Origin of the sequence: Nocardioides sp. YIM 152588, from assembly GCF_040191335.1 — a bacterium.
GTDB lineage: Bacteria > Actinomycetota > Actinomycetes > Propionibacteriales > Nocardioidaceae > Nocardioides.
The window spans coordinates 20,569-36,860 of sequence record NZ_JBEGDJ010000005.1; the positions used below are offsets into that span (position 1 = coordinate 20,569).

General features: G+C 74.0%; 20 protein-coding genes. 15 read left to right on the top strand and 5 right to left on the bottom strand.

What is annotated here, in order from left to right:
- Nucleotide 1: 1 nt before the first annotated feature.
- Entirely contained in the window at nucleotides 2-898 is an 897-nt protein-coding gene (locus tag ABLM29_RS04385; protein WP_349712639.1) for a DICT sensory domain-containing protein, read from the bottom strand.
- Nucleotides 899-954: 56 nt separating this feature from the next.
- On the opposite strand from ABLM29_RS04385, the gene ABLM29_RS04390 reads away from it, so the two are divergent.
- Together ABLM29_RS04390 and ABLM29_RS04395 are read left to right on the top strand one after the other, a co-directional pair.
- Nucleotides 955-1,203, top strand: coding sequence for a hypothetical protein (locus ABLM29_RS04390; protein WP_349712641.1), 249 nt, complete (start codon nucleotides 955-957; stop codon nucleotides 1,201-1,203).
- Nucleotides 1,204-1,210: 7 nt separating this feature from the next.
- Nucleotides 1,211-2,047 (top strand): FHA domain-containing protein, encoded by an 837-nt coding sequence (locus ABLM29_RS04395; protein ID WP_349712642.1) that lies wholly within the window; start codon nucleotides 1,211-1,213, stop codon nucleotides 2,045-2,047.
- Nucleotides 2,048-2,168: 121 nt separating this feature from the next.
- On the opposite strand, the gene ABLM29_RS04400 is transcribed toward ABLM29_RS04395, so the two are convergent.
- Nucleotides 2,169-3,059 carry a LysR family transcriptional regulator gene (locus ABLM29_RS04400; RefSeq protein WP_349712644.1) on the bottom strand — a complete coding sequence of 297 codons (891 nt, stop codon included), beginning with the start codon at nucleotides 3,057-3,059 and terminating at the stop codon, nucleotides 2,169-2,171.
- A 70-nt stretch (nucleotides 3,060-3,129) separates the two neighbouring features.
- Here ABLM29_RS04400 and gabT point away from each other — a divergent pair, with 70 nt between their 5' ends.
- From gabT to ABLM29_RS04440, 8 genes are all read left to right on the top strand, one after another.
- The gene (gene gabT, locus ABLM29_RS04405; protein ID WP_349712645.1) at nucleotides 3,130-4,476 is read left to right on the top strand and encodes a 4-aminobutyrate--2-oxoglutarate transaminase; all 1,347 of its coding nucleotides are present in this window, start codon (nucleotides 3,130-3,132) and stop codon (nucleotides 4,474-4,476) included.
- Complete coding sequence (locus ABLM29_RS04410; RefSeq protein WP_349712646.1) at nucleotides 4,473-5,744, top strand: Glu/Leu/Phe/Val family dehydrogenase; 1,272 nt, start codon at nucleotides 4,473-4,475, stop codon at nucleotides 5,742-5,744. Before gabT ends, ABLM29_RS04410 begins: the two co-directional genes overlap by 4 nt.
- Nucleotides 5,745-5,767: 23 nt before the next feature.
- Nucleotides 5,768-7,144 (top strand): NAD-dependent succinate-semialdehyde dehydrogenase, encoded by a 1,377-nt coding sequence (locus ABLM29_RS04415; protein WP_349712817.1) that lies wholly within the window; start codon nucleotides 5,768-5,770, stop codon nucleotides 7,142-7,144.
- A 172-nt stretch (nucleotides 7,145-7,316) separates the two neighbouring features.
- The gene (locus ABLM29_RS04420; protein ID WP_349712647.1) at nucleotides 7,317-8,858 is read left to right on the top strand and encodes a sodium-dependent transporter; all 1,542 of its coding nucleotides are present in this window, start codon (nucleotides 7,317-7,319) and stop codon (nucleotides 8,856-8,858) included.
- Entirely contained in the window at nucleotides 8,855-8,983 is a 129-nt protein-coding gene (locus ABLM29_RS04425) for a methionine/alanine import family NSS transporter small subunit (RefSeq protein WP_349712648.1), read from the top strand. Before ABLM29_RS04420 ends, ABLM29_RS04425 begins: the two co-directional genes overlap by 4 nt.
- Entirely contained in the window at nucleotides 8,980-9,399 is a 420-nt protein-coding gene (locus ABLM29_RS04430) for a nuclear transport factor 2 family protein (protein ID WP_349712650.1), read from the top strand. Before ABLM29_RS04425 ends, ABLM29_RS04430 begins: the two co-directional genes overlap by 4 nt.
- 29 nt (nucleotides 9,400-9,428) lie before the next feature.
- Nucleotides 9,429-9,758, top strand: a complete 330-nt coding sequence (locus ABLM29_RS04435; protein WP_349712652.1) for a hypothetical protein — start codon at nucleotides 9,429-9,431, stop codon at nucleotides 9,756-9,758.
- Between the two features lie 12 nt (nucleotides 9,759-9,770).
- Nucleotides 9,771-10,478 carry a DUF4386 domain-containing protein gene (locus ABLM29_RS04440; protein WP_349712654.1) on the top strand — a complete coding sequence of 236 codons (708 nt, stop codon included), beginning with the start codon at nucleotides 9,771-9,773 and terminating at the stop codon, nucleotides 10,476-10,478.
- 17 nt (nucleotides 10,479-10,495) lie between these two features.
- Here ABLM29_RS04440 and ABLM29_RS04445 read toward each other — a convergent pair whose 3' ends face one another.
- A complete protein-coding gene (locus ABLM29_RS04445) occupies nucleotides 10,496-11,182 on the bottom strand; it encodes a potassium channel family protein (RefSeq protein ID WP_349712656.1) in 687 nt (228 codons plus the stop codon).
- Between the two features lie 67 nt (nucleotides 11,183-11,249).
- The gene (locus ABLM29_RS04450) at nucleotides 11,250-12,074 is read right to left on the bottom strand and encodes a helix-turn-helix domain-containing protein (RefSeq protein ID WP_349712658.1); all 825 of its coding nucleotides are present in this window, start codon (nucleotides 12,072-12,074) and stop codon (nucleotides 11,250-11,252) included.
- A 132-nt stretch (nucleotides 12,075-12,206) separates the two neighbouring features.
- Between ABLM29_RS04450 and ABLM29_RS04455 the strand changes: the two genes are divergently transcribed.
- Entirely contained in the window at nucleotides 12,207-12,629 is a 423-nt protein-coding gene (locus ABLM29_RS04455; protein ID WP_349712660.1) for a hypothetical protein, read from the top strand.
- 9 nt (nucleotides 12,630-12,638) lie between these two features.
- Here ABLM29_RS04455 and ABLM29_RS04460 read toward each other — a convergent pair whose 3' ends face one another.
- Complete coding sequence (locus tag ABLM29_RS04460; protein WP_349712662.1) at nucleotides 12,639-13,007, bottom strand: VOC family protein; 369 nt, start codon at nucleotides 13,005-13,007, stop codon at nucleotides 12,639-12,641.
- Between the two features lie 81 nt (nucleotides 13,008-13,088).
- Here ABLM29_RS04460 and ABLM29_RS04465 point away from each other — a divergent pair, with 81 nt between their 5' ends.
- The 4 genes from ABLM29_RS04465 to phnE all read left to right on the top strand — a co-directional run bounded on the left by ABLM29_RS04465 (nucleotide 13,089) and on the right by phnE (nucleotide 16,288).
- Nucleotides 13,089-13,574 (top strand): methyltransferase family protein, encoded by a 486-nt coding sequence (locus ABLM29_RS04465; protein WP_349712664.1) that lies wholly within the window; start codon nucleotides 13,089-13,091, stop codon nucleotides 13,572-13,574.
- A 131-nt stretch (nucleotides 13,575-13,705) separates the two neighbouring features.
- Entirely contained in the window at nucleotides 13,706-14,602 is an 897-nt protein-coding gene (gene phnD, locus ABLM29_RS04470) for a phosphate/phosphite/phosphonate ABC transporter substrate-binding protein (protein ID WP_349712665.1), read from the top strand.
- Between the two features lie 5 nt (nucleotides 14,603-14,607).
- Nucleotides 14,608-15,444 (top strand): phosphonate ABC transporter ATP-binding protein, encoded by an 837-nt coding sequence (locus ABLM29_RS04475; RefSeq protein WP_349712666.1) that lies wholly within the window; start codon nucleotides 14,608-14,610, stop codon nucleotides 15,442-15,444.
- Nucleotides 15,428-16,288, top strand: a complete 861-nt coding sequence (phnE, locus tag ABLM29_RS04480) for a phosphonate ABC transporter, permease protein PhnE (protein ID WP_349712667.1) — start codon at nucleotides 15,428-15,430, stop codon at nucleotides 16,286-16,288. The genes ABLM29_RS04475 and phnE overlap by 17 nt, the downstream gene beginning before the upstream one ends.
- The last annotated feature ends 4 nt before the right edge of the window (nucleotides 16,289-16,292 follow it).

The following is a 16,292-nucleotide window of genomic DNA, read 5'->3' on the forward strand; positions in this document are numbered from 1 at the left end:
CTCAGGCGCCCCCGTAGCGGTCGACGTAGGAGAGCACGCGCCCGAGCATCGCGCTGACGGCGGTCAGGTCGGCGGCGCCCGGGGCAGGCTCGTCCGCCAGCGCGTACGACGCGGGTGCCGCCTCGGCCGCACCGGCGGCGCGGGCGATGCCGGCACAGGCGCGCGCGGCATCGCGCACGGCCACCGGGTCGATGGTCAGGATCGACTCGAAGACCCGCTCCCGGTCCGGGACCCGCTGCTGCCCGGGCAGCTCCCACGCGCTCAGCGCGGCCGGCAGGTCCACGGAGTCGCAGACCACGGCCCACTCCCGGACCAGCGGCTCGTCCGGCGGCAACGGCACCAGCACCGGCCCGCGGGGACCGTGGTCGCCCGTGGTCGGCCGGTCGAGGTCGGAGAACTCGGCGAACGCGAAGGCCGCCTGCGAGACCAGGGCGAGCTCGCGCCAGCGCTCGTGCGCGGCCTCGTAGTAGCGCTCCTGCTGGAACGCGCCGAAGAGCAGCGCCCGCTCGGCCTTGGCGCAGAACTCGTCCTCGATCGCCCAGGAGAGCGCGAGCAGCGTCCCCTTGCGGAGCCGTTGGACGGGGACGTGCGGGTGGCGGCGCCGCAGCTCGGCGTAGACCGACGGCACCCCCGGCGCGTCCTCCGCGAGCGCGTCCGCGATCGCCACGTCCAGCCGCACGCCGGCGTCGCGGCGGCGTACCACCCGGTCCACGGCGGCGACGTCGGCCTCGAGGTAGCGGCGGTGGCCGCTGTCCAGGCGCTGCGGCCGCGGGAACCCGTGCCGCTGCTCCCAGACCCGCAGGGTGGCCGGGCTGACCCCGGTGCGCTCGGCGAGCGCACCGATCGTCAGCAGCTCGTCGCCCTCGACCCCTTGCAAAAATGTCGACTCCGTGTTCATGCTTGAAAGCATATTCCTAGACAGAGTGTTTAGGAATACCCACCAAGGAGGCAGTCATGGCGATCAGCACGCAGTCCGTGGACGGCAGCGCGGGAGAGGTGGTGGACTGGACGGACCTCGGGCAGCGGATGTGGTCCTTCCTCACCGGCCGCGAGGCGGCGATCCACTACCAGTTCGCCGACATGGCGATCGAGGTGCCGCGCGACACCGGGGCCAACGCACCGCGCGCCACCTGGAAGCTCAACGGCACCCTGACCGTGACCACGACCGACGCCGGCGCCCCGGTGCCGCCGAACGCCGGCTGAGGCGATCATGGACCTCGAGGTCTCGGCCGACCTCCGCTTCGACCTCGACGTCGAGGGCGGGCCGGCCGTCCACGGTCGGCTGACCGGCGAGGCCAGCCGACTGGTCCTGGAGATCGACCGCCCCGGCGCGCTGGCCGGCGGGCGCGACGCCCCCGCGGTACGCGCGCTCGCCGAGGGCCTGGCCGCGCAGGGGGTGGCGATCCGTGTGGTCAGCGGGGGCCGGCACCTGGTCTCGATCGGCGCGGTCTCAGCGCCCTGGTGGCAGCGCCGGGTGACCGGCTCGCGGCGGATCCGGATCGGCAGCCTGCGCGGCGCGCTCACGTCCGCGCGGGCGCGGACGCGCGAGACGCAGCCCGCCCTCCCGGACGCCGCGCTCGCTCCCCCGGCCACCCTGTGGCCGCCGGCGCCGACGTTCCAGCGCCGGCCCCGGCGCCGCGTCACCACCACCCACGACCCCGCCGGCGGCGGCGGCCCGCGCCTGGTCCCGGCGGTCGAGACGGTCCTCCCCGGTGCCCGCCAGCCGGTCTTCTGGCTGGCCGACCGGGTCACGATCGGCTCCGGCGAGGGCGCCGACATCCGCCTGCCCGGGCTCGAGGAGGTGCACGCGGTGATCGAGCACGACGGGCGCGACGAGTACGTCGTCACCGCGGTCGCCGGCGTCACCCGGGTGCACGGCGCCCCGGTCGAGCGGGCCCTGCTGCGCACCGGCGCCCGGCTCGAGGTGGGCGACCACCGGCTCGTCTACTACCGGGAGGAGTACGCCGACCACGGCCGCCCCTACGGCGGGCGCCTCGGCGGGGAGGCCGGGTACCAGCGGCCGCAGCCGCCCCGCGAGGCCAGGTGACCCCGCCACTCGACGCATGCCCCGGAGCGCGAGTCGGCAGAAGCTGACGCCGCGCCGCCGAGTCGGCAGAAAGTTTCTGCCGACTCGCGCCGAACGGGTGACAGCTTGTGCCGACTCGGGCCTATCCCGAGGCGGGCGGCGAGTAGCGCCGCGCCACCCAGGCGTTGACCCGGCCGGCCAGCGCCTCCAGGGTCGGCGCGGCCACCGACGAGCCGTCCCAGGCGACGACCAGGCGGATGGCCAGCCGGCGGCCGCCGACGTCGATGCCCAGCGGCACCAGGTCGAACCGGGCGTCGTCGGAGACCACGGCGACGCCGCGGCCCGACGCCGCCAGCGCCTGGGCGATGGTGCCGTTGGCGGCCTCCACCAGGGTCGAGTACGACGTCCCGGCGGCCGCCACCGCGCGCTCCAGCGACTCGCGGGACGTGAAGGCGGGCGGCAGCCCGATCAGCGGCCGCTCCAGCAGCTCCTCCAGCCGCACGGAGCGCCGCCCGACCCAGGGATCGTCCGCGGGCACGTAGGCCCACACCGGGAACGTGGCCAGCGTCCGGGAGACCAGCGGCGGCTGGGGCCGCTGCATGCCGATCGCGAGGTCGGCGCCGGCGCGCAGCATCGCCTCCACCGTTGGCCCGTCCGCCACCCGTACGTCGACGACCGGGTCCTCGGGGGACATGGTGGCCACGAACGGCGAGACGATGTCGGTCAGCGTCGCGGTCGGTGCGGCGATGGTGACCCGCTCGACCCGGCCGCGCGCGTGCAGGTGCGCGGCGCGCTCGAGGGCGTCCGCGGAGGCGAGCAGCTCCCGCGCGGCGGGGAGCAGCGCGAGCCCGGTGCGGTTGAGCGCCAGGCGCCCCGGGCCGCGGTCGAAGAGCTGCACGCCGAGGTCGTGCTCGAGCTGGCGCAGCTGGCGGGAGAGGGCCGGCTGGGCGACGTGGACCCGCGCCGCGGCGGCGCTCACGCTCCCCTCCTCCGCGGTGGCCACGAAGTACTCGACGTGCCGCAGCTGCATCATGCCCTCCAGGCATAGGAATCGGACCTTTTGAGTCTTGGACAGCATAAGCCGGGCGGGTGAGACTTCTGCTATGAGCAGCACCACCCTTGAGCAGCGCACCGCCGTCGAGCAGCGACGGATCGTCAACGAGATCCCCGGCCCGCGCTCGCGCGAGCTGATGGCCCGCAAGCAGGGCGCCGTCGCCGCCGGCGTGGGCACCACCATGCCGGTCTTCGCGGTGGCCGCCGACGGCGGCATCGTCGTGGACGTCGACGGCAACCAGCTGATCGACCTCGGCTCCGGCATCGCCGTGACCACCGTCGGCGCCAGCGCGCCGCGCGTGGTCGCCGCGGTCCAGGAGCAGGTCGCGGCCTTCACCCACACCTGCTTCATGGTGACGCCCTACGAGGCCTACGTCGGCGTCGCCGAGGCGCTCAACCGCCTCACCCCCGGCGACCACGACAAGCGCACCGCGCTGTTCAACTCCGGCGCCGAGGCCGTCGAGAACGCCGTCAAGATCGCCCGGTCCTACACCGGCCGCCAGTCGGTCGTGGTCTTCGACCACGCCTACCACGGCCGCACCAACCTCACGATGGCGATGACCGCCAAGTCGATGCCGTACAAGCACGGCTTCGGCCCGTTCGCCTCCGAGGTCTACCGCGCTCCGCTCTCCTACCCCTTCCGCGACTCAGGCGTCGACGGCGCCGCCGCCGCGGCCCGGGCCATCGACGTGATCGAGAAGCAGGTCGGCGCCACCAACCTGGCCGCCGTCGTGATCGAGCCGATCCAGGGCGAGGGCGGCTTCATCGAGCCGGCCGAGGGCTTCCTCCCGGCGCTCGCCGCCTGGTGCCGCGAGAACGGCGTCGTCTTCGTCGCCGACGAGGTGCAGACCGGCTTCGCCCGCACCGGCGACATGTTCGCCTGCGACCGCGAGGGCGTCGTCCCCGACGTCATCGTCACCGCCAAGGGCATCGCCGGCGGCCTGCCGCTGTCCGCGGTGACCGGCCGCGCCGAGATCATGGACGCCCCGCACGCGGGCGGCCTCGGCGGCACCTACGGCGGCAACCCGCTGGCCTGCGCCGCCGCGCTGGCCGCGATCGAGACCATCGAGGCCGACGGCCTGGTCGCCCGCGCCCGCGAGATCGAGGACCTGATGCTGGGCCGCCTGCGCGCCCTGCAGGCCGCCGACGCCCGCGTCGGCGACGTCCGCGGCCGGGGCGCGATGATCGCCGTCGAGCTGGTGAAGGCCGGCACCACCGAGCCCGACGCGGCGCTGACCAACGCCGTCGCCGCGGCCGGCCGCGCGCAGGGCCTGATCGTGCTCACCTGCGGCACCTACGGCAACGTGCTCCGCTTCCTGCCGCCGCTGACGATCACCGGCGAGCTCCTCACCGAGGCCCTCGACCTCCTCGACGGCATCTTCGCGAGCACGAGGTGACGGCCGTCGCCCAGCCCGCGGTCGCCACCCGCGGGCCGCTCGACGACGCCCACGAGCAGCTCGCCGACGCCTGCCGCGTCCTCGGGTACGACGAGGGCACGATGAAGATGCTGGCCGCGCCCCGCCGCGAGGTCACCGTCTCCATCCCGCTGCGCCGCGACAACGGCGACATCGAGGTGCTGACCGGCCACCGGGTGCAGCACAACCTGTCCCGCGGCCCCGCCAAGGGCGGCCTGCGGTTCAGCCCGCACGTGGACCTCGACGAGGTGCGCGCGCTGGCGATGTGGATGTCGTGGAAGTGCGCCCTGATGGACCTGCCCTACGGCGGCGCCAAGGGCGGCGTGACCATCGACCCGGCGGGGTACTCCGAGGCCGAGCTCGAGCGCGTCACCCGCCGCTACACCTCCGAGATCCTCCCGGTCATCGGCCCCAACAAGGACATCCCGGCCCCCGACATCGGGACCGACGAGCGGACCATGGCCTGGATGATGGACACCGTCTCGGTGGCCAGCGGCTACACCGTGCTCGGCACGGTGACCGGCAAGCCCGTCAGCCTCGGCGGCTCGCTCGGCCGGGCCAGCGCCACCTCGCTGGGCGTCGCCCAGATCGCGTTCGCGGCGCTGAACCACCTCGGCATGGCGTACGACGCGACCACGGCCGCCGTCCAGGGCTTCGGCAAGGTGGGACGCGGCGCCGCCCGCTTCCTGCACCTGGCCGGGATCCGGGTGCTGGCCGTCAGCGACGCGTTCGGCGGGGTGTGGAACCCGGCCGGCCTGGACATCCCCGCGCTCGAGGCCCACGTGGACGGGACCGGCAGCGTGGTCGGGTTCACCGGCGCGCAGCCGATCGACAACGCGGCTCTGCTGACCGCCGAGGTCGACCTGCTGGTGCCGGCGGCCGTCGAGGGCGTGCTGCACGAGGGCAACGCCGGCGACGTCCGGGCGCGCCTGATCGTGGAGGGCGCCAACGGCCCGACCACGACCGCGGCGGACGCGATCCTCGCCGAGCGCGGCGTGCTCGTGGTCCCCGACATCCTGGCCAACGCCGGCGGTGTGGTCGTCTCCTACTTCGAGTGGGTGCAGGCCAACCAGGCGTACTGGTGGAGCGAGGCCGAGGTCGAGGCCCGGCTCGCCGACCGGATGACCAGCGCCTGGCACCAGGTGCTCGCCGAGGCGGAGGCGCTGGAGCTGTCGCTCCGTGCCGCCGCCACCTGCCTCGCGGTGCGCCGCGTCGCCGAGGCCCACCGACAGAGAGGGCTCTACCCGTGAGCGACACCCCCACCCCGACCGACATGTTCGACGTGCTCGACCCCGCCTCCCTCGAGGTCGTCGCCCAGGTCCCCGACCACGGCGTCGACGAGGCCCGGGCCGCGGTCGACCGCGCCAGCGCGGCGTTCGAGGAGTGGTCGCGGACCTCCCCGCGGCACCGCTCCGACGTGCTCCGCCGCGCGCACGAGTACATGCTGCGCGACAAGGACGAGCTGGCCGCGCTGATCGCCCGCGAGAACGGCAAGTCGCTGGCCGACGCGGCCGGCGAGGTCGTCTACGCCGCGGAGTTCTTCCGCTGGTTCTCCGAGGAGGCCGTCCGCCCCGGCGGCGAGTACGGCGAGGCGCCGGCCGGCGGCACGCGGACCCTGGTCTCGCACCGCCCGGTGGGCGTGGCCGCCCTGGTGACGCCGTGGAACTTCCCGGCCGCGATGGCGACCCGCAAGATCGGCCCGGCCCTGGCCGCCGGCTGCACCGCGGTGCTCAAGCCGGCCGCGGAGACCCCGCTGACCGCGCTCGCGGTGGCCCGGATCCTGGTCGAGGCCGGCGTGCCCGAGGGTGCGGTCGAGGTGGTCACCACCACCGACGCGCCCGGCGTGGTCACCGCCTGGCTGACCGACGACCGCGTCCGCAAGGTGTCGTTCACCGGCTCCACCGGCGTCGGCCGCGCGCTGCTGCACCAGGCCGCCGACCGGGTGCTCAACGCCTCGATGGAGCTGGGCGGCAACGCCCCGGTCGTGATCACCGAGGACGCCGACCTCGACGAGGCCGTCGCCGGCACGATGATCGCGAAGTTCCGCGGCGGCGGGCAGGCCTGCACCGCGGCCAACCGGATCTACGTGCACCAGTCCGTCGCGTTCGACTTCGTGGCCAAGCTCGGCGCCGAGGTCGAGAAGCTCGTCGTCGGCCCGGCCGCCGACGGCGCGGCCATCGGCCCGCTGATCAGCGCCGCCGCGGTGGAGCGGGTCAGCCGCGTGGTCGAGCAGGCGGTCGCCGAGGGCGCCCGCATCTCGCACCAGGCCGCGCTCCCCGACGCCGAGGGCTACTTCTTCCCGCCGACGGTGCTGGCCGACGTCGCGCCCGACGCCAGCATCCTCAAGGACGAGATCTTCGGCCCCGTCGCGCCGATCGTGGTGTGGTCCGACGAGGACGAGCTCGTCCGGCTGGCCAACGACACCGAGTACGGGCTGGCGGCGTACGTCTTCGCCGGCGAGCTCGGCCGCGCGATCCGGCTCAGCGAGCGGATCGACGCCGGCATGATCGGCGTCAACCGCGGCCTGGTCTCCGACCCGTCCGCGCCGTTCGGCGGCGTGAAGCAGAGCGGCCTGGGCCGCGAGGGCGCCCGCGAGGGCCTGCGCGAGTTCCAGGAGACGCAGTACCTGAGCGTCGACTGGCCGGCCTGACCCCCGGCACCACCCCGGACGCACCCACGTCAGTCACCCCGGGTGCCGCGAGGCCCGGGCAGGCATCCCGCCTGCCCGGGCCTCGTCGCACCTCCACACCCTTGCCGCCGGGCCGCCGGTGCACTAGTAGTGGAGGGACGGCACCGCGGTGCCGGACGAGGGAGGCGAGCCCATGGCAGAGCAGACCCCGACCGCCGACAGCGACGACGCCGTCCGCGGGTCCTTCGCCTCGCGCCGGGTGTTCATCCTGGCCGCCATCGGCTCGGCCGTCGGCCTGGGCAACATCTGGCGGTTCCCCTACGTCGCCTACGAGAACGGCGGCGGGGCGTTCGTCATCCCCTACCTGGTCGCGCTGCTGACCGCGGGCCTGCCGTTCCTGCTGATGGACTACGGCATCGGTCACCGCTACCGCGGCTCCGCCCCGCTGTCGTTCCGCCGGATGCACCGCGGCGGCGAGGTGCTCGGCTGGTGGCAGGTCGGGATCTGCGCGGTGATCGCGGTCTACTACGCGGTGATCATCGCCTGGGCGGTGCGCTACACGTTCTTCAGCATCGACCACACCTGGGGCGACGACCCGGCCGGGTTCTTCTTCGGCGACTTCCTCCACGTGGCCGAGAGCCCGAGCATCGGCCTGGACTTCGTGGCCGGGGTCTTCTGGCCGCTGCTGCTGGTCTGGATCGCGGTGATCGCGATCATGGTCGCCGGCGTCCAGCGCGGCATCGGCGCGATCGCGGTGATCTTCATCCCGGTGCTGGTGATCGCGTTCGTGGTGCTGGTGGTGCGGGCGCTCTTCCTGCCCGGCGCCGGCGAGGGGCTCGACGCCCTCTTCGCCCCCGACTGGGGCGCCCTGGGCGACACCTCGGTGTGGGCCGCCGCCTTCGGGCAGATCTTCTTCTCGCTCTCCGTCGGCTTCGGCATCATGATCACCTACGCCTCCTACGTCGGCCGGCGCACCGACATGACCGGCTCCGGCCTGGTGGTGGGCTTCTCCAACTCGGCCTTCGAGCTGCTCGCCGGGATCGGCGTCTTCGCCGCCCTCGGCTTCCTGGCGCAGGCCAACGGGGTGGCGGTCGACGAGGTCGCCAGCGACGGCCTCGGGCTGGCGTTCATCGCGTTCCCCACGATCATCTCCGAGGCGCCGGCGGGCGCCCTGATCGGCGTTCTCTTCTTCGGCTGCCTCGTGCTGGCCGGGGTGACGTCGCTGGTCAGCGTCATCGAGGTGGTGATCTCCGCGGTGCGCGACAAGCTCGCGCTGACCCGGGCGGCGGCCTCGCTGCTCGTCGGCCTCCCCACCGCCGCGGTCAGCGTGATCTTCTTCGCCACCACCACCGGCGTACCGGTCCTGGACACCGCCGACTACTTCATCAACCGGTTCGGCATCCTGCTGGTGGCGGTCTGCAGCATGCTCGCGGTGGCCTGGTGGTTCCGCGACCTCCACACGATCCGGCTCCACCTCAACGAGTTCGGCTCGTTCCCCCTCGGCAACTGGTGGTCCGCGCTGGTCGCGTTCATCACCCCGGTGGTGCTGGTCTACGTCCTCGTCCAGGAGCTGATCGACGCCCTCGACGAGCCGTACGGCGGCTACCCCGACTGGCTGCTCGGCTGGTTCGGCTGGGGCTCGGCGATCGGCGTCGTCCTCGTCGCCGTCGTCATCTCGCTCCTGCCCTGGAGCGGGCGGACCAGCCTCGACGTACCGGAGGAGGTGCACCGATGAGCGGGACCGCGGTGGCGATGATGATCGTGGCGATGCTGGTGATCTGGGGCGGCCTGGCCCTGGCGATCATCAACGTGATGCGTGCCGACCGGCAGGAGCCGCGGCGCACGATGCGCGACCTGTGACCGCCACGGGCGCGACCGGACCCGCCGAGGTGGTGCGGGCCTTCTACGCCGCCATCGAGGCGGGCCGCCACGGCGAGGACCTCGCCGGGTTCCTGGCCCCGGACGCCCGCACCGTGGAGCGTCCGAACGCGCTGGTCCCCGGCGGGCGGGTGAGCGGCCGCGCGGAGATGCTGGCCGCCTCCACGGCGGGCGCCGGCCTGCTGGCCGGACAGCGGTACGACGTGGCGTCGGTCGTCGAGTCCGGCGACCTCGTGGTCACCCGCCTCCGGTGGACGGGGGTCGTGGCCCGCAGCGTCGGCCCGTTCGCCGAGGGCCAGACCCTCACCGCCCAGATCGCCCAGTTCGTACGCGTCACCGGCGGGCTGATCAGCGAGATCGAGACCTACGACTGCTACGAGCCGTTCGACGGCGGGTGACCACCGCGGCGGCGTGCAAGGATGGCGGCATGGCCGCCCGACCGCGCGACATCCCGGATCTCTACCTCGCCCCGGTCGCCCTCGATCTGGACGAGCGACTGGCTCAGTTCGAAGGTCGGACCGACGACGAGATCAGCCACGACCTGGTGCTCGCCACCAACCGCGAGCCGCGGGGCACCGGCGAGCGCGCCGAGCTCGCGCTCGAGGCGGTGACGCACCTGGTCGACACCCACGGCTGGGAGGTCGGCTGGTGCCCGCGGGGCCTCAGGATGAGCCACGACGAGAACGAGCTGGTGCTCGGCGTGCCCGAGAGCCTGCGGCGCTACCTCGCCGACCCGGCCGCCGACGCGGGGCGCTAGGGCAGCGGCCGGATGCACGGCGAGACGGCCACCGCGCGCGCGACGGGAGCCTGGTACCTGGGGCTCGCCGTCACCGGCATGCTCGGCTTCCTGCTGGTGCGCCCGGAGATCTGGATCGACGGTGACCCCGCGGCCACGCTGGACCACCTCCAGGAACGGGAGTCCCTCGCGCGCCTGGGCGTCGCGCTCGAGATGGGCATCGTGCTCACCCAGGCGATGGCGGCGGTCTGGTTCTACAAGCTCTACCGCAACGTGAACCAGGTCGCGGGCGTGGCCGTCGCTGCGTTCGGGCTGGTCAACGCGGTGGCGATCATGGCCAGCGCCGTCTTCATGGCGACCGCCCTCGCCGTCGCCGCCGACCCCTCGCTGGCACCGGCGGGCGACGCCGCGGCGACCGTCGGGCTTCTCCATCGACTGAGCACGGACAGCTGGGGCGTCGGCGCGCTCTTCTTCGGTCTCTGGCTCATCCCGATGGGCTGGGGCGCGATCACCAGCGGCCGCTTCCCGGTCGTGCTCGGCTGGATCCTGGTGGCCGGCGGCCTCGGCTACGTGCTCAGCGCCTTCGCGGGCTACGGCCTCGCGGATGCCCCGGGCTGGCTGGTGGACGTCCTCGCGTTCCCCGCGACGATCGGCGAGTTCTGGATCCTCGGCTACCTCCTGGTCCGCGGCATCCGGCCTCAGGCCGGCGCGACGCCGGCGCGCGGCGGCATCAGCGGGTGACGCCGGTCCGCGACCACCTACGACGGGTCGTCGTCGGCGGACGGCACCGGGAACCGGGAGACGATGAGCGCGACGAAGACCACCAGGTAGACCTGCCCCACCAGCGCCTCGGAGACGAGCAGGAGCCGGCCGAGGTCGGTGGTCGCGGTGAAGTCGCCGTAGCCCAGCGTCGTGATGGTCTCCAGGCTCACGTAGGTGTAGACCGTCGTCGGCACCTCCTCCCCGAAGAGGTGCCCGGGCGTGACCGCGTCGAGCGCCTGGAGGATCAGCGAGTAGGCGACGGCGATCTGCACGTACGCCGCGACGGCACCCAGGATCGTCGCGACCGTCACGCGGCGGTGCTGCAGGACGCGGCGCGCGACGGCGATCGGGACGAGGGCGGCCGTGACCAGCCACAGGAACCCGACGTTCGTGGCCGGGTCGACGTCGGGAGAGACGTACGTGATCGCCACCAGCCCCGCGTTGCTGACCAGCGAGACGAGCACGACGACATCGGCGACGCGGCACCACCGCTTCCGCACCCCGCCGGCACGGACCGCCAGCACCAGCGCGAGCCCGCTGATGGACCACGAGACCAGCGCCCCGAGTGCGTGGTCCCGGACGTCGATCAACCCCTGGGCGCAGACCGTCGCCAGCACCACGATCAGGACCGCGCCGAAGCGGTCGAGGTAGCGGTACTCGGGCGGGGCTGCGGCGGTGGGCACGGTGCTCTCCTCGGACGGTGGACCGGTCGGCGGCCGGGCCCACGAGCGTGCCGCGGGCGCCACCACCCTAGGGCGACCTCCCCGCGAGGAGCTCGAAGAACCGGCGGCTCGCCTCGTCGGCCGGGTGGACCAGCTCGATGCGCAGCTCGTCGAGGGTGATGTCCGTCGGCGCGCCGAACTGCGCGACGACCGAGATCGTGCGGACCAGGTCGTCGCCGACCCGGAAGACCGGGCAGAGCACCCGGGGCGAGACGTCGCGGGTGGGTCGCGGCAGGTCGCCGGCCGCGTCCAGCGCGAGGTCGGCGAGCGCCGCCAGCTGCTCGTCGTGCGGGAACCGCGCCACCTCCGCCCGCAGCCGGGCGATCCCGACCCACGCGATGTCCGCCCAGTTGTCGATGAGCTCGCGCCACGCGCCGGCGTAGGTCAGGCGGACCACGTTGCGCTCGTCGGTGCCCTCGAGGAACCGCGCCGCGGCACGGTTGGTCCGGACGATGTCCCAGTGACCGTCGACGGCGTACGCCGGGAACGGCTCGTGGCTCTCCAGCATCCGGTCCACGACGTACCGGAACGCGGCCATCTCCTCGGAGTCGAGCGCGGACTCGGGGAAGGCGGGCGCGAGCCCCGCGGCCGCGAAGAGCTGGTTCCGCTCCCGCAGCGACAGGTCGAGCGCCTCGGCGAGCCGGCCGACCATCCCGCGGCTGGGCCGGGAGCGGCCGGTCTCCAGGAACGAGACGTGGCGCGACGTGGTCTCGGTGGCCACCGAGAGGGCGAGCTGGCTCAGGCCGCGCGTGGTCCGCCAGCGACGCAGGGCCGCCCCGAAGGGGGTCGTCTGCGGGGTCGCCCGCGGAGCCGGGGCGGGCGCCCGGCGTCGGTCGATCCCGTCGACGCTCACCCGTCCATCGTGGCGCACGGTGCGGGGCCGGACCATTCCCTCCGCGGGAATCGACCCGCGGCGGCGCCGGGCGCTTCAGTGGCGACCGGGCCGGGCAGCCGCCACGGCCGAGCCGGAGAACGGAGCAGCCCGATGTCCACCACCACGCGCACCACCACGAGCACCACCGTCCAGGCCGCCGGGCGGCGGACCCGGTTGGACCGCCTGGTCGCCGTCAACGCCGCCTTCTCCGGCGCGACCGGCGCGACGCTCGCCGCGGGCGGCAGCTGGTGGGCCGACCAGCTGGGCGGTCCCGCGCCCGTCGTGGTCACCGCGGTGGGCCTCGGACTGGTCGGGTACGCACTGCTCCTGGCGTGGGCGTCGGGCCGCGGCCTCACCGCCGAGGCCGGACGGGCGATCGCGGCGCTGGACGCCGCCTGGGTCGCGGGCACGGCCGTGCTGCTCGGGATCGCCGGCACGTCGTTCACCGGTCCAGGGCTGGCGGCCACGGTCGCGACCGGCGGGGTCGTCGGTCTCCTCGGCGTGCTCCAGTGGCGGGCGGCCGGGCGGCGGTGACGGCCGCCCTCACTCCTGGAGCGACAGCACGTTCCCGTCGGGGTCGGCGAACCAGGCGATCCGGGTGCCGCCCGGCGCCGTCCAGATGCCCCGCTCGTCCTGCCCCAGCCCGTCGTACCGCCGGAGCTCGACGCCGGCCGCCACGAGCCGGTCGACGGCGTCCTCGATGCCCTCGACCTCCCAGCCGTGCACGGTGTACGGCGCCGGGGCGACCTCACCGGCGTGGGTGATCCGCAGCTGCGACGTGGCGGTGCGGTGCACCAGGGCGAACGGGCGCGCGTCCTCCAGGGTCAGGCCGAGCACGCCCCCGTAGAACCGCTCGGCCGCGTCCAGGTCGCTCACCCCGAGGAATCCGACCTGTCGGCTCTCGTCGAGCATCCGCGCCTCCCCATCGCCGTCGCGTACCCGCCCCACGATGCCGGGCCGGGCACTGTCGGTCCACCCACCGACACTGGGGAGATGGCGCACGACACCGACCACCGGGGCGGCGGGGAGACCGTCGCGTTCCGCCTGTGGCCGCCCGTCGCGGTCGGCGCGCCGCTGCTCGCCGGCTGGCTGGCCACGCTGGCGTGGGGCGACCCGGTCGCGCTCGGTCCTTGGCGGCTCCCGCTCGGCTGGGCGTTGCTGGCGGCGTTCGCGGGGTGGAACGGCTGGTCGCTGTGGCTGTTCCGGCGCCACCGGACCGGGCTGCTGCCGGGTCAGCGGACCAGCGCGATGATCGAGGAGGGGCCCTACCGGCTCTCCCGCAACCCGTTGTACGTCGGCATGCTCGCCCTCTACCTCGCCCTGGCCCTGCTCGCCCCCACGCTGTGGGGCCTGGCGCTGTTCCCGGCCGCGGTGGCGCTGGTCCGCTGGGGCGCGATCGGGCCCGAGGAGAGGTTCCTGCGGGAGCGGTTCGGGGCGCCGTACGAGGCCTACGCAGACCGGGTGCGCCGCTGGCTGTGACCCGGCCCACCCCGGGAACCCGTTTGTTCACCGGGCATTTCGATACGAGTGCGGCGGTCTCGTAAATATCCTTCACCGGGGTTCACTTTCCTTCTCGTCGTCATCCCGACGACCAGAAGGAACCTCTGTTGATGTCCCCGCTCCGCCGCTCGCTCGCTGCCGCCGCCGTGCTCGCGATCGCCGCCTCCGCCGCCTCCGCCTGCTCCTCCTCCGAGGCCGCGGAGGACGACGGCACCATCGTCTTCGCCTCCACGCCGCTGAGCGACGACCCGACCGTCGAGAACCCCGTCGACGCCTTCGTCGACCTGCTCGGCGAGGCGACCGGCCGCGAGGTCGAGGTCATCGACGTGCCCGACTACCTGAGCGTCGTCGAGGCGATCCGCTCCGACCACGTCGACATCGGCATCATGAGCGGCTTCCCGTCCGCGCTGGCCGTCAGCACGGGCGAGGTCGACGCCCTCGTCGCCTGGCCCGGCAACGGCGACCCGGTCTCGACCTGCATGGTCCTCACCGACTCGCCGTACGAGGAGGCCGCCGACTTCGAGGGCGCGACCATCGCGATGGCCGACCCGGCCAGCAGCTCCGGCTACTTCATGCCCGTGCAGCTGCTCGACGCCGCGGGCCTGACCAAGGACGAGGACTACGAGGTCGTCTTCGCCGGCGGCCACGACGCCGCGATGGTGGCGCTGAAGAAGGGCGACGTGGACGCCGCCTGCACCTCCACGATGCTGCCGCCGCTCTCGATCGAGTGGGGCATCTTCGAGGAGGGCGAGTTCCGCACCGTCGGCGCGAGCGACGCGATGTCGGTCTCGATGAGCGTGCTCGGCAGCCAGGAGCTCGACGAGGAGACCCGCGCGCTGCTCGAGGAGGCCATCCCCGAGGTCTTCTCCGAGGAGAACGCCGACCGCCTGGGCGTGCTGATGGAGGGCATGACCGAGGGCCCGGTCGTCTCCCCCGGCGCCGACATGTTCACCCCGATGATCGACGTCGCCGCCATCTCCGGCGCCGACCTCTCGGACCTCGAGTGAGCGTCATGAACCCGCCCGCCCCCACCACGAGCGCGCACACCACGAGCGCGCCGAGCGGCGGCCACGCTCCGGAGGCGCAGGCGCCGCTGGTCCGCGTGCGCGGGCTCGAGGTCGCCTACGACACCACCCCGGTGCTGCACGGGGTCGACGTCGACCTGCGCCCCGGCGAGGTGGTCGCCCTGCTCGGTGCCTCCGGCTCGGGCAAGTCGACGCTGATGCGGTCGCTGACCGGCTTCGCGCCGATCACCGCCGGCACCGCGGAGGTGGCCGGCCGCGACGTCACCGCCGCGCGCGGCCGCGAGCTGCGCGCCCTGCGGGCCGACGTCGGCCAGGTCTTCCAGCAGTTCAACCTCACCCCGCGCCTCTCGGTGCTGACCAACGTGCTCGCCGGCTCGCTGCACCGCTCCGCGGCCTCGACGTGGTTCGGCCAGTTCCCGGCCGCCGAGCGCAAGCGGGCGCTGGAGCTGCTCGACCGCGTCGGCATCGCCCACAAGGCGATGGCGCCGGCGCGCTCGCTCAGCGGCGGCCAGCAGCAGCGCGTCGCGATCGCCCGGGCCCTGATGCAGCGGCCGCGGGTGATCCTCGCCGACGAGCCGGTCGCCTCGCTGGACCCGCGGCTGGCCGACTCCGTGCTCGGCCTGCTGCGCGGCATCGCCCAGGAGGACGGGATCCCCGTCCTGGTCAGCCTGCACGTGCTCGACCTCGCCGTCGCCCACAGCGACTGGATCGTCGGGCTGCGCGACGGCCGGGTGCTGCTCTCCGGCGCCCCGGCCGACCTGGCCCGCACCGACCTCGACGCCCTGTACTCCGGAAAGGAGGACGTCGATGTCGACGCTCTCTGACCTCGACCCGCGCCCGCGCACCGCCGAGCCGCCCCGGACCGGGGAGACGCTGCCGCCGGCCGAGCGGCACCGGCTCGAGCGCACCGTGCTGTGGCCCCGCGGCCGCACCCTCATCACGCTGCCGCTGCTGATCGGCGTGCTGTGGTGGTCCTCGAAGGGCGCGGAGTTCGCCCCGACCGAGCTCGGCGAGGGCATGGTCAACATCGGCGAGTACCTCTCCCGGCTGTGGCCGCCGGACTTCTCCGAGCTCGGCACCATCGTCCGGCTGCTGATCGAGACCCTGCAGATGGCGATCGTCGGCACCCTGCTGGGCGGCGTCCTCGCGCTGCTCGTCGCGTTCGCCGCGACCGCCACCCTGGCGCCGCGCTGGGTCTACTACCCGGCGCGCTGGACCATGAACGTGATCCGCTCGATCCCCGAGCTGGTCTTCGCGCTGATGTTCGTCTCCGCGGTCGGCCTGGGCCCGTTCGCCGGCATCCTGGCGATGACGCTGGCCTCGATCGGCTCGATCGGCAAGGTGTACGCCGAGGCGATGGAGTCGGTCGACCAGGGCCCGCTGACCGCGCTCCGCTCCGTCGGCGCCTCGCCGCGGCAGGTGATCCAGTTCGGCGTCCTGCCGCAGGCGGCGCCGCTGCTGGTCTCCTACACGCTGCTGCTCTTCGAGGGCAACGTCCGCGGCGCGACCATCTTCGGCCTCGTCGGCGCCGGCGGCATCGGCCTGGAGCTGACCACCGCCATGCGCATGTACGACTACGGCCACCTCAGCGCCATCGTCATCAGCATCATCGTGCTGGTCACGGTCATCGACCAGTGCAGCGCGCTCATCCGGCGGCGGCTCACGTGAACGC